Raw genomic sequence first — 11,806 nt, forward strand, 5'->3', positions numbered from 1 at the left:
AAATTCCGAAACCCCTATCTGCGTATGCAGGTAGGGGTTTTGTTTTGTCCGCAAGAAAATCTCGCTTGTAGGGTTTCTATGCAACAGCCCGGGGCATGGCTATCATGCGGGCCTCATTGTGAGGCGAGACTTGCATGCTGACGTTGTTAAAGCTTCTTAAGGATGGTCGATTCCATTCGGGCCAAGCCCTGGGTGCTGCCTTGGGCGTCAGTCGTAGCGCTGTATGGAAGCAGCTTCAGCACTTGGAAGCTGAGCTCGGTTTATCCATTCATAAAGTGCGCGGTCGCGGCTATCAACTGGCTGCGCCGTTGACACTGCTTGATCCTGCTGAAATAAGCGCGCGGGCGCCTTCTTGCGAGTGGCCCATTCTAATCTTCGATTCAATTGACTCTACCAACGCTGAAGCCTTGCGAGCTATCGAGCGTGGCCAGCCTGCGCCATTTCTGGTGCTCGCTGAGCGGCAGACGGCTGGTCGTGGGCGGCGTGGACGCAAATGGGTGAGCCCGTTCGCGGAAAACATCTATTACAGCCTGGTACTGCGCATTGATGGTGGGATGCGGCAGCTGGAAGGCTTGAGTCTTGTTGTCGGGCTTGCCGTAATGCAAGCCTTGCGAGGGCTTGGTATTTCAGGTGTGGGGTTGAAGTGGCCGAATGATGTTCTGGTGGGTCAGCAAAAGATTGCAGGAATACTGCTTGAATTGGTGGGGGATCCTGCTGATGTGTGTCACGTGGTGATCGGTGTCGGAATAAATGTGAACATGCAGATGACCGATGAGGTTGATCAGCAATGGACGTCCATGCGCCTCGAGTCGGGTAAGGCTGTTGATCGCAATCATCTGGTTGCGGAGTTAGGGTTGATGCTTAAGACCTATTTAAATCGCCACCAGGCCGGCGGATTTCCGGCGATCCAGACGGAGTGGGAGCAAAATCATCTATGGCAGGGGCGGGCGGTATCGTTGATTGCCGGTGTTAGTCAGATAGATGGTGAGGTGCTGGGTATCGATGGCCAGGGTGCCTTGCGCTTGAAGGTGAATGGTGTGGAGAAGGTCTTTAGTGGTGGCGAGCTCAGTCTGAGGTTGCGTGATGATTCTTGAGCTCGATTGTGGAAACAGTTTCATCAAGTGGCGTGTGCTCGGCGAGGATGTCAGGCGGGTGATTGGCGAGGGGGTCGTTGATTCAGATCTCGCATTGCTGGAGAGCTTGAAAGGCCTCAAGGGGCTCGCTCTCATGCATTGTCGCTTAGTCAGTGTCAGAACCGCCGAAGAAACTAGTGCGCTGATTTCTCTGCTGACCGAGGCTTTTGGCGTTTCCGTAGTGTGCGCGACACCGGCTCGGGAGATGTCCGGGGTTCGAAATGGCTATGAGGAGTTCGAGCGGCTAGGGCTTGATCGCTGGCTTGCAATGCTCGGAGGATTTCATCTGGCTTCGGGTGCTTGTCTGGTGCTCGACTTTGGTACGGCGGTTACAGCTGACTTTATTGCAGGGGATGGTGAGCATCTCGGAGGATTTATCTGTCCGGGGATGCCTTTGATGCGCAACCAGCTGCGTACCCATACCCGTAGAATTCGCTATGGAGATCTTGCTGCCGAGCGCGCTTTGGAGAGTCTTGTTCCTGGGCGCACAACCGTCGAGGCGGTCGAGCGTGGTTGTTTGCTAATGTTGAGAGGGTTTGTCCTGACTCAGCTAGAGTTGGCGCGCAGCTATTGGGGAGATGATTTCGCAGTCTTCCTGACTGGCGGGGATGCTGATCTGGTCTCTGAGATTGTGCCCGAAGCCAGGGTGGTTCCAGACCTGGTATTTGTAGGTTTGGCGATGGCGTGTCCCTTGTCCTGAGGTTTTTATGCGTTGGTTGTTTCTGCTGCTGCTTGTTCTCAATGTGTTCTATTACATCTGGCACCAACAAGAGGCTCCTCTGCGCGCAAAGGATGTAACCCCTTTGAGTTTGTATCGGGGTTCGCAGCAGGACATTCGCTTGTTGAGTGAAACGACTGACGCGGCTCGTGATAAAGGAAAGCCTGCCCAGGCAGACGATGGATGCCTCTATCTTGGCGGCTTTGCTCGTCAGGAAGCGGCTCAGGCGGTCGAGCGGCGATTGAGTGGCATGGAAATCAAGTTCGAGTCCTTGCTGAGGGCCCCCGCCGAGTCTGATGGTTACTGGGTGCGTGTGGCACCAGAAAGCCGGCGTTTGCTGGGTGACTCGCAGTTGCAAAACCTTTCTAAAGAATTCAATGAGTTAAAACATAAAATAATGCCGTGCGGGGGGGTTGCACCCGTCGAATAGTTTGCATAGAATGGCGCCCGCTTCGCAGTGAAGACCTTTAACAGTCAGCAGTGTGAAGCGAGGTCAACGCAGCTAACCTCAGGTTTTTAATGAGAAAATGCTTGACAGAAGGCTGGCATGATATAGAATGCCGGCTCGCTTAGGAGGGGTTCCCGAGCGGCCAAAGGGATCAGACTGTAAATCTGACGTCTACGACTTCGAAGGTTCGAATCCTTCCCCCTCCACCATTTTTAGCGAGAGCTGCAAGCTCCGCGGGTATAGTTTAGTGGTAGAACCTCAGCCTTCCAAGCTGATGATGCGGGTTCGATTCCCGCTACCCGCTCCAAGTTTGCAGGTCCTGCAAAGTGTTACGCTCTTGTAGCTCAGTTGGTAGAGCACACCCTTGGTAAGGGTGAGGTCAGCGGTTCAAATCCGCTCAAGAGCTCCATATAACAAGGCAGATATGAAAATATCTGCCTTTGTTTTAATGGCTGATAGTACTTGCTTAATTCTTCTGCTAGGGGTGATTTCGATGGCTAAGGAAAAGTTCGAACGTAACAAGCCGCACGTCAACGTTGGAACCATTGGTCACGTAGACCATGGCAAGACAACTCTGACCGCCGCTTTGACCCGCGTCTGCTCCGAAGTGTTCGGTTCGGCAAAGGTTGACTTCGACAAGATCGATAGCGCCCCAGAAGAAAAAGCTCGTGGTATCACCATTAACACTGCTCACGTTGAGTACGATTCGGCTGTGCGTCACTACGCACACGTTGACTGTCCAGGTCACGCCGACTACGTAAAAAACATGATTACCGGTGCTGCGCAGATGGATGGTGCGATTCTGGTTTGCTCGGCCGCTGATGGTCCGATGCCGCAAACCCGTGAGCACATCCTGTTGTCTCGTCAGGTTGGCGTTCCGTACATCGTTGTCTTCCTGAATAAGGCTGACATGGTTGACGATGCTGAGTTGCTGGAGCTGGTTGAGATGGAAGTGCGCGATCTGCTGAGCACTTACGATTTCCCAGGTGATGACACACCGATCATCATTGGTTCGGCGCTGATGGCGCTGAATGGTCAAGACGACAACGAGATGGGCACTACGGCCGTCAAGAAGTTGGTCGAGACTCTGGATAGCTATATTCCGCAGCCTGAGCGTGCTATCGATAAGCCGTTCCTGATGCCGATCGAGGATGTGTTCTCGATCTCCGGTCGCGGTACTGTTGTGACTGGTCGTGTTGAGCGTGGCATTGTCCGCATTCAGGAAGAAGTTGAGATTGTTGGTCTTCGTGACACTGTCAAAACTACTTGCACTGGTGTTGAAATGTTCCGCAAGCTGCTCGACGAAGGTCGTGCAGGTGAGAACTGCGGCGTTCTGCTGCGCGGTACCAAGCGTGATGACGTTGAGCGTGGCCAGGTTCTGGTCAAGCCTGGCACTGTCAAGCCGCATACCAAGTTCACTGCTGAGGTTTACGTTCTGAGCAAGGAAGAGGGTGGTCGTCATACGCCATTCTTCAAGGGCTACCGTCCACAGTTCTACTTCCGTACAACTGACGTGACTGGTAACTGCGAGCTGCCAGAAGGTGTTGAAATGGTGATGCCAGGTGATAACGTTCAAATGACCGTTACCCTGATCAAAACCATCGCGATGGAAGATGGTCTGCGTTTCGCTATCCGTGAGGGCGGTCGTACCGTCGGCGCTGGTGTCGTAGCAAAAGTCATCGAGTAAGTTGTTGTAATGTCTTTTTCGGGCCGGCATAATGGTCGGCCTGATTTTGTTTTAGGTCAGTAGCTCAATTGGCAGAGCGACGGTCTCCAAAACCGTAGGTTGGGGGTTCGATTCCCTCCTGACCTGCCAGATTCACTTGGTGTGTCTGGCTTTCTTTTCACAGGATCTTCATAGATGACTCCTAAAGCTGAAGCTCAAGGCTCTCGCTTCGATCTGCTCAAGTGGCTAGTAGTAGTCGCTTTGGTGGTTGTTGGCGTTGTTGGCAATCAGTATTACTCTGCTTCGCCGATCCTGTACCGCGTACTCGCTTTGCTTGTCATTGCTGCTGTAGCTGCCTTTGTAGGCCTGCAGACAGTCAAGGGCAAGTCTTTCTTTGTACTGGTTAAGGAAGCTCGCACCGAGATTCGTAAAGTCGTATGGCCAACTCGCCAAGAAACCACGCAGACCACGCTGATTGTTGTGGCTGTTGTTCTGGTTATGGCGTTGCTGTTGTGGGGGCTTGATTCCCTGCTCGGCTGGCTTGTTTCCTTGATTGTCGGCTAAGGGTGTCCCGTGGCTAAGCGTTGGTACGTTGTGCATGCTTACTCCGGTTACGAGAAGCATGTCATGCGCTCGTTGGTAGAGCGCGTAAAGCTGGCTGGCATGGAAGATGGCTTTGGCGAAATTCTGGTTCCCACTGAAGAAGTGGTTGAAATGCGTAATGGCCAGAAACGCAAAAGCGAGCGCAAGTTCTTCCCAGGTTATGTGCTGGTCCAGATGGACATGAACGAGGGTACTTGGCACTTGGTCAAGGATACTCCTCGGGTGATGGGTTTCATCGGCGGTACTGCTGATAAGCCTGCGCCGATCACTGATAAAGAGGCAGAAGCGATTCTGCGTCGCGTTGCTGATGGTAGCGACAAGCCGAAGCCGAAGACGTTGTTCGAGCCGGGCGAGTCGGTACGTGTCAATGACGGGCCGTTTGCCGATTTTACTGGCACGGTCGAAGAAGTTAACTACGAGAAGAGCCGGATCCAAGTGGCAGTGCTCATTTTCGGTCGCTCTACTCCGGTAGAGCTAGAGTTCAGCCAGGTCGAAAAGGTCTAGTTGAGCAAGCATCCCAACCCCGCAGCCCTAGGCTGTGGGGTTTTGTCGTCACTGGGATAAACGCGCAAGTAACCGGGGAGCCTTTCGAGGCGTTCGAACCCGTAATTGGAGTGCCTCATGGCCAAGAAGATTACCGCTTACATCAAGCTGCAAGTGAAGGCCGCTCAGGCTAACCCAAGCCCACCTGTTGGTCCTGCTCTGGGTCAGCACGGCGTGAACATCATGGAATTCTGCAAGGCTTTCAACGCCCGTACTCAGGGTATTGAGCCAGGTCTGCCGACTCCAGTGATCATCACTGTCTACAGCGACCGTAGCTTCACTTTCGAAACCAAATCCACACCTGCTTCGGTTCTGCTGAAGAAGGCTGCTGGTCTGACTAGCGGTTCCGCTCGTCCGAACACCGTTAAGGTTGGCACCGTGACCCGTGCTCAGCTGGAAGAAATCGCGAAAACCAAAAACGCGGATCTGACTGCAGCTGATATGGAAGCAGCCGTGCGTACTATCGCCGGTTCTGCTCGTAGCATGGGCCTTAACGTGGAGGGTGTGTAATGGCTAAGTTGACCAAGCGTCAAAAGGCTATCGCCGGCAAAATCGAAGCAGGCAAGTCCTACAACTTTGTAGACGCTGCTGCTCTGCTGGCTGAGCTGTCGACTGTCAAGTTCAGCGAGTCGTTCGACGTTGCTGTGAACCTGGGTGTTGACCCGCGTAAATCCGACCAGGTCGTTCGTAGCGCTACCGTGCTGCCACACGGCACTGGCAAGACTGTTCGCGTTGCTGTGTTCACCCAGGGTCCAGCTGCCGAGGCTGCTCTGGCTGCCGGCGCTGACCGTGTAGGTATGGACGACCTGGCTGCTGAAATGAAAGGCGGCGACCTGAACTATGACGTAGTTATCGCATCCCCGGATGCCATGCGCGTTGTTGGTCAGTTGGGTCAGATCCTGGGCCCACGCGGCCTGATGCCTAACCCTAAAGTCGGCACTGTAACTCCAGACGTAGCTACCGCGGTTAAAAACGCCAAGGCTGGTCAGGTTCGTTATCGCACCGACAAGAACGGCATCATCCACACCTCCGTTGGCAAAGTCGGCTTCGATGCCGTCAAGCTGAAGGAAAACGTTGAAGCCCTGATCGCTGATCTGAAGCGTATCAAGCCAGCTTCCTCGAAAGGTATTTACGTCAAGCGCGTTACCCTGAGCACCACCATGGGTCCAGGTCTGGTCATCGACCAAGGCTCGCTCGACGCGTAAGACACAGGTTGGCGCAAGCGATTGCGCCAATTGAAAGATTGGGGTCCCTGCCTGGCGGGGGCTATCCAAGACCGTAGGCGACGCAAGTCTTAAACCTCAAGCCTACGCAGATGGTGCTCCCGGTTCCTTACCGAATCAGACACCAAAACGACATCCGGCTTCGGTTGGATGAAACGGTAACAAGCAGGAGTTAAACCCGTGGCAATTAAACTCGAAGACAAGAAGGCCATCGTCGCTGAAGTCAACGAGGCTGCCAATGTTGCCCTGTCTGCTGTTGTGGCTGATGCCCGCGGCGTGACAGTTGGCGCTATGACCGGACTCCGTAAAGAGGCTCGTGAAGCTGGCGTTTACGTACGTGTTGTACGTAACACCCTGCTCAAGCGCGCCGTTGCTGGCACTCAATATGACGTGCTCAACGACGTGTTCACCGGCCCGACCTTGATTGCATTTTCGAAAGAACATCCGGGCGCTGCTGCTCGTATCTTCAAAGAATTCGCAAAAGGTCAGGATAAGTTCGAGATCAAGGCAGCTGCGTTCGAGGGCAAGTTCCTCGCAGCTAATCAGATCGACGTACTGGCAAGTCTGCCGACCCGTGACGAAGCAATTTCTCAGCTGATGAGCGTGATTCAAGGCGCAACCAGCAAATTGGCTCGTACTCTGGCGGCCCTTCGCGACCAGAAAGAAGCCGCCGCGGCCTAAGGCTGAGCGACTCCTTTCAGCGTTTATTGTTTATTTCGATGGCCGCGTAGGCTGTCACCCCAATACAGGAATTTATAGTCATGTCTCTGACTAACGACCAAATCATCGAAGCAATCGGCGAAAAATCCGTTCTGGAAATCGTTGAGCTGATCAAGGCCATGGAAGAGAAGTTCGGCGTTTCCGCTGCCGCTGCTTCCGCTGGTCCAGCTGCTGTTGCTGCCGTTGTTGAAGAACAAACTGAATTCAACGTCATGCTGACCGAAGCTGGCGAGAAGAAAGTTAACGTGATCAAGGCAGTACGTGAACTGACCGGTCTGGGCCTGAAAGAAGCCAAGGCAGTAGTTGACGGCGCTCCTGGCATCGTTCTGGAAGCTGTTTCGAAAGACGCAGCTGACAAAGCAAAAGCCACTCTGGAAGAAGCAGGCGCTAAAGTCGAGCTGAAGTAAGCATCGACTTTGCACCTCCAGCCCGAGCGTTAAGCGAAAGGCTGATGGCTGGTGGCTCTTGCCACCGGCCTTTTTCCGTTATTGGCAGCCGACTGGGTCGGTGCTGGTAACGAGCTGTAACCACCCGATGCGGTGGCGCAAACCATGGGGTTTGCACGATTTTCTGGCTGCTCCCGTCGGGAGGGGCCAAACAAGCAGGTGACCAAGCTGGGGAACGCTGATGGCTTACTCATATACTGAGAAAAAACGTATCCGCAAGGACTTTAGCAAGTTGCCGGACGTCATGGATGTGCCGTACCTCCTGGCCATCCAGCTGGATTCGTATCGTGAATTCTTGCAAGCGGGAGCGACTAAAGATCAGTTCCGCGACGTGGGCCTGCATGCGGCCTTCAAATCCGTTTTCCCGATCATCAGCTACTCCGGCAATGCTGCGCTGGAGTACGTCGGTTATCGCCTGGGCGAACCGGCATTTGATGTCAAAGAATGCGTATTGCGCGGTGTAACTTACGCCGTACCTTTGCGGGTAAAAGTGCGCCTGATCATTTTCGACAAAGAATCGTCGAACAAAGCGATCAAGGACATCAAAGAGCAAGAAGTCTACATGGGTGAAATCCCCCTGATGACTGAAAACGGTACCTTCGTAATCAACGGTACCGAGCGTGTAATCGTTTCCCAGCTGCACCGTTCCCCGGGCGTGTTCTTCGACCACGACCGTGGCAAGACGCACAGCTCCGGCAAACTGCTGTACTCCGCGCGCATCATTCCTTACCGCGGTTCGTGGCTGGACTTCGAGTTCGACCCGAAAGACTGCGTGTTCGTGCGTATCGACCGTCGTCGCAAGCTGCCTGCATCGGTACTGCTGCGCGCGCTGGGCTATACCACTGAAGAAGTGCTGGACGCGTTCTACACCACCAACGTCTTCCACGTGCAAGGTGAAAACCTCAGCCTGGAACTGGTGCCTCAGCGCCTGCGTGGTGAAATTGCTGTCCTGGATATCCTGGATGACAAAGGCAAGGTTATTGTCGAGCAAGGTCGTCGTATTACTGCTCGCCACATCAATCAGCTGGAAAAGGCAGGGATCAAAGAGCTGCAAGTGCCTCTGGACTACGTCCTGGGTCGCACTACCGCCAAGGTCATCGTGCATCCGGCAACCGGCGAAATCCTGGCAGAGTGCAACACCGAGCTGAACACCGAAATCCTGGCAAAAATCGCCAAGGCTCAGGTTGTTCGCATCGAAACTCTGTACACCAACGATATCGACTGCGGTCCGTTCGTCTCCGACACTCTGAAGATCGACTCCACCAGCAACCAATTGGAAGCGCTGGTCGAGATCTATCGCATGATGCGTCCTGGCGAGCCGCCAACCAAAGACGCTGCCGAAACTCTGTTCAACAACCTGTTCTTCAGCCCTGAGCGCTATGACCTGTCTGCGGTCGGCCGGATGAAGTTCAACCGTCGTATCGGTCGTACCGAGATCGAAGGTTCGGGCGTGTTGTGCAAAGAAGACATCGTCGCGGTACTGAAGACTCTGGTCGACATCCGTAACGGTAAAGGCATCGTCGATGACATCGACCACCTGGGTAACCGTCGTGTTCGCTGCGTAGGCGAAATGGCCGAGAACCAGTTCCGCGTTGGCCTGGTACGTGTTGAGCGTGCGGTCAAAGAGCGTCTGTCGATGGCTGAAAGCGAAGGCCTGATGCCGCAAGACCTGATCAACGCCAAGCCAGTGGCTGCAGCGGTGAAAGAGTTCTTCGGTTCCAGCCAGCTCTCCCAGTTCATGGACCAGAACAACCCGCTGTCCGAGATCACCCACAAGCGTCGTGTCTCTGCACTCGGCCCTGGCGGTTTGACTCGTGAGCGTGCCGGCTTTGAAGTGCGTGACGTACACCCGACTCACTACGGTCGTGTATGCCCGATTGAAACGCCGGAAGGTCCGAACATCGGTCTGATCAACTCCCTGGCTGCCTATGCGCGCACCAACCAGTACGGCTTCCTCGAGAGCCCGTACCGTGTGGTGAAAGACGCTCTGGTCACCGACGAGATCGTGTTCCTGTCCGCCATCGAAGAAGCTGATCACGTGATCGCTCAGGCTTCGGCCACGATGAATGACAAGAAAGTCCTGATCGACGAGCTGGTAGCTGTTCGTCACTTGAACGAGTTCACCGTCAAGGCGCCGGAAGACGTCACCTTGATGGACGTTTCGCCGAAGCAGGTAGTTTCGGTTGCAGCGTCGCTGATCCCGTTCCTCGAGCACGACGACGCCAACCGTGCGTTGATGGGTTCGAACATGCAGCGTCAAGCTGTACCAACCCTGCGCGCTGACAAGCCGCTGGTCGGTACCGGCATGGAGCGTAACGTAGCTCGTGACTCCGGCGTTTGCGTCGTGGCTCGTCGTGGCGGCGTGATCGATTCCGTCGACGCCAGCCGTATTGTGGTTCGTGTTGCTGATGATGAAGTTGAAACCGGCGAAGCTGGTGTCGACATCTACAACCTGACCAAGTACACCCGCTCCAACCAGAACACCTGCATCAACCAGCGTCCGCTGGTGAGCAAGGGTGATCGGGTTCAGCGCAGCGACATCATGGCCGACGGTCCGTCCACCGATATGGGTGAATTGGCTCTGGGTCAGAACATGCGTATCGCGTTCATGGCATGGAACGGCTTCAACTTCGAAGACTCCATCTGCCTGTCCGAGCGTGTTGTTCAGGAAGACCGTTTCACCACGATCCACATTCAGGAACTGACCTGTGTGGCACGTGACACCAAGCTTGGGCCAGAGGAAATCACTGCAGACATCCCGAACGTGGGTGAGGCTGCACTGAACAAGCTGGACGAAGCCGGTATCGTTTACGTAGGTGCTGAAGTTGGCGCAGGCGACATCCTGGTTGGTAAGGTCACTCCGAAAGGCGAGACCCAACTGACTCCGGAAGAAAAACTGCTGCGTGCCATCTTCGGTGAAAAAGCCAGCGACGTTAAAGACACTTCCCTGCGTGTGCCTACCGGCACCAAGGGTACTGTCATCGACGTGCAGGTCTTCACCCGTGACGGCGTTGAGCGTGATGCTCGTGCACTGTCGATCGAGAAGACTCAACTCGACGAGATCCGCAAGGATCTGAACGAAGAGTTCCGTATCGTCGAAGGCGCCACTTTCGAACGTCTGCGTTCCGCTCTGGTCGGCCACAAAGCCGAAGGCGGCGCCGGTCTGAAGAAAGGTCAGGAAATCACTGACGAAGTTCTCGACGGTCTTGAGCATGGTCAGTGGTTCAAACTGCGCATGGCTGAGGATGCTCTGAACGAGCAGCTCGAGAAGGCTCAGGCCTATATCGTTGATCGCCGCCGTCTGCTGGACGACAAGTTCGAAGACAAGAAGCGCAAACTGCAGCAGGGCGATGACCTGGCTCCAGGCGTGCTGAAAATCGTCAAGGTTTACCTGGCAATCCGTCGTCGCATCCAGCCGGGCGACAAGATGGCCGGTCGTCACGGTAACAAAGGTGTGGTCTCCGTGATCATGCCGGTTGAAGACATGCCGCACGATGCCAATGGCACCCCGGTCGACGTCGTCCTCAACCCGTTGGGCGTACCTTCGCGTATGAACGTTGGTCAGATCCTTGAAACCCACCTGGGCCTCGCGGCCAAAGGTCTGGGCGAGAAGATCAACCGGATGGTAGAAGAGCAGCGTAAAGTTGCTGAACTTCGCACCTTCCTGGACGAGATCTACAACCAGATCGGCGGTCGTAACGAAGATCTGGATAGCTTCTCCGACCAGGAAATCCTGGATCTGGCGAAGAACCTGCGTGGCGGCGTACCAATGGCCACTCCAGTGTTCGACGGCGCCAAGGAAAGCGAAATCAAGGCCATGCTGAAACTGGCAGACCTGCCAGAAAGCGGCCAGATGCAGCTGACCGACGGCCGTACCGGCAACAAGTTCGAGCGCCCGGTTACTGTTGGCTACATGTACATGCTGAAGCTGAACCACTTGGTAGACGACAAGATGCACGCTCGTTCTACCGGTTCGTACAGCCTGGTTACCCAGCAGCCGCTGGGTGGTAAGGCACAGTTCGGTGGTCAGCGTTTCGGGGAGATGGAGGTCTGGGCACTGGAAGCATACGGTGCTGCTTACACTCTGCAAGAAATGCTCACAGTGAAGTCGGACGATGTGAACGGTCGGACCAAGATGTACAAAAACATCGTGGACGGCGATCACCGTATGGAGCCGGGCATGCCCGAGTCTTTCAACGTGTTGATCAAAGAAATTCGTTCCCTCGGCATCGATATCGATCTGGAAACCGAATAACACGTGACGCGAATCGAGAGCGGGGCAGGACTGCCCGCTCTCTGCTCCGCC

Annotated in this window: 11 protein-coding genes and 4 tRNA genes; all 15 read left to right on the plus strand. The window is 54.8% G+C overall.

Going from position 1 to position 11,806, the window contains the following annotated elements:
- The first annotated feature begins 134 nt into the window (after positions 1-134).
- The 15 genes from birA (at position 135) to rpoB (ending at position 11,755) form a co-directional block, all read left to right on the plus strand.
- On the plus strand, positions 135-1,094 hold the full coding sequence (gene birA / locus BK662_RS16810; RefSeq protein ID WP_123359015.1) for a bifunctional biotin--[acetyl-CoA-carboxylase] ligase/biotin operon repressor BirA: 960 nt from the start codon (positions 135-137) through the stop codon (positions 1,092-1,094).
- Positions 1,084-1,833 (plus strand): pantothenate kinase, encoded by a 750-nt coding sequence (locus tag BK662_RS16815; protein WP_052967039.1) that lies wholly within the window; start codon positions 1,084-1,086, stop codon positions 1,831-1,833. Before birA ends, BK662_RS16815 begins: the two co-directional genes overlap by 11 nt.
- A 7-nt stretch (positions 1,834-1,840) precedes the next feature.
- Positions 1,841-2,281, plus strand: a complete 441-nt coding sequence (locus tag BK662_RS16820; RefSeq protein ID WP_123359016.1) for a hypothetical protein — start codon at positions 1,841-1,843, stop codon at positions 2,279-2,281.
- A gap of 142 nt (positions 2,282-2,423) precedes the next feature.
- Positions 2,424-2,508: transfer RNA gene (locus BK662_RS16825), tRNA-Tyr, on the plus strand.
- A gap of 24 nt (positions 2,509-2,532) precedes the next feature.
- A tRNA-Gly gene (locus tag BK662_RS16830) sits at positions 2,533-2,606 on the plus strand.
- Positions 2,607-2,632: 26 nt separating this feature from the next.
- Positions 2,633-2,708 (plus strand) — tRNA-Thr (locus BK662_RS16835).
- A gap of 84 nt (positions 2,709-2,792) precedes the next feature.
- A complete protein-coding gene (gene tuf, locus BK662_RS16840) occupies positions 2,793-3,986 on the plus strand; it encodes an elongation factor Tu (RefSeq protein WP_007896619.1) in 1,194 nt (397 codons plus the stop codon).
- A 53-nt stretch (positions 3,987-4,039) separates the two neighbouring features.
- Positions 4,040-4,115: transfer RNA gene (locus BK662_RS16845), tRNA-Trp, on the plus strand.
- Positions 4,116-4,160: 45 nt separating this feature from the next.
- On the plus strand, positions 4,161-4,529 hold the full coding sequence (gene secE / locus BK662_RS16850; RefSeq protein ID WP_007896620.1) for a preprotein translocase subunit SecE: 369 nt from the start codon (positions 4,161-4,163) through the stop codon (positions 4,527-4,529).
- A 9-nt stretch (positions 4,530-4,538) separates the two neighbouring features.
- A complete protein-coding gene (nusG, locus tag BK662_RS16855) occupies positions 4,539-5,072 on the plus strand; it encodes a transcription termination/antitermination protein NusG (RefSeq protein WP_007896622.1) in 534 nt (177 codons plus the stop codon).
- A gap of 117 nt (positions 5,073-5,189) precedes the next feature.
- Positions 5,190-5,621 (plus strand): 50S ribosomal protein L11, encoded by a 432-nt coding sequence (rplK, locus tag BK662_RS16860; protein WP_008008888.1) that lies wholly within the window; start codon positions 5,190-5,192, stop codon positions 5,619-5,621.
- Positions 5,621-6,316: a 50S ribosomal protein L1 gene (gene rplA / locus BK662_RS16865; RefSeq protein WP_007896626.1), complete on the plus strand. Its 696-nt coding sequence runs from the start codon at positions 5,621-5,623 to the stop codon at positions 6,314-6,316. The genes rplK and rplA overlap by 1 nt, the downstream gene beginning before the upstream one ends.
- 198 nt (positions 6,317-6,514) lie before the next feature.
- Positions 6,515-7,015 carry a 50S ribosomal protein L10 gene (rplJ, locus tag BK662_RS16870; protein WP_007896629.1) on the plus strand — a complete coding sequence of 167 codons (501 nt, stop codon included), beginning with the start codon at positions 6,515-6,517 and terminating at the stop codon, positions 7,013-7,015.
- Positions 7,016-7,095: 80 nt separating this feature from the next.
- The gene (rplL, locus tag BK662_RS16875; protein ID WP_007896630.1) at positions 7,096-7,461 is read left to right on the plus strand and encodes a 50S ribosomal protein L7/L12; all 366 of its coding nucleotides are present in this window, start codon (positions 7,096-7,098) and stop codon (positions 7,459-7,461) included.
- A gap of 220 nt (positions 7,462-7,681) precedes the next feature.
- On the plus strand, positions 7,682-11,755 hold the full coding sequence (gene rpoB, locus BK662_RS16880) for a DNA-directed RNA polymerase subunit beta (protein WP_007896631.1): 4,074 nt from the start codon (positions 7,682-7,684) through the stop codon (positions 11,753-11,755).
- The last annotated feature ends 51 nt before the right edge of the window (positions 11,756-11,806 follow it).

This window comes from Pseudomonas frederiksbergensis (assembly GCF_003732275.1).
Classification (GTDB): Bacteria; Pseudomonadota; Gammaproteobacteria; order Pseudomonadales; family Pseudomonadaceae; genus Aquipseudomonas; species Aquipseudomonas frederiksbergensis_H.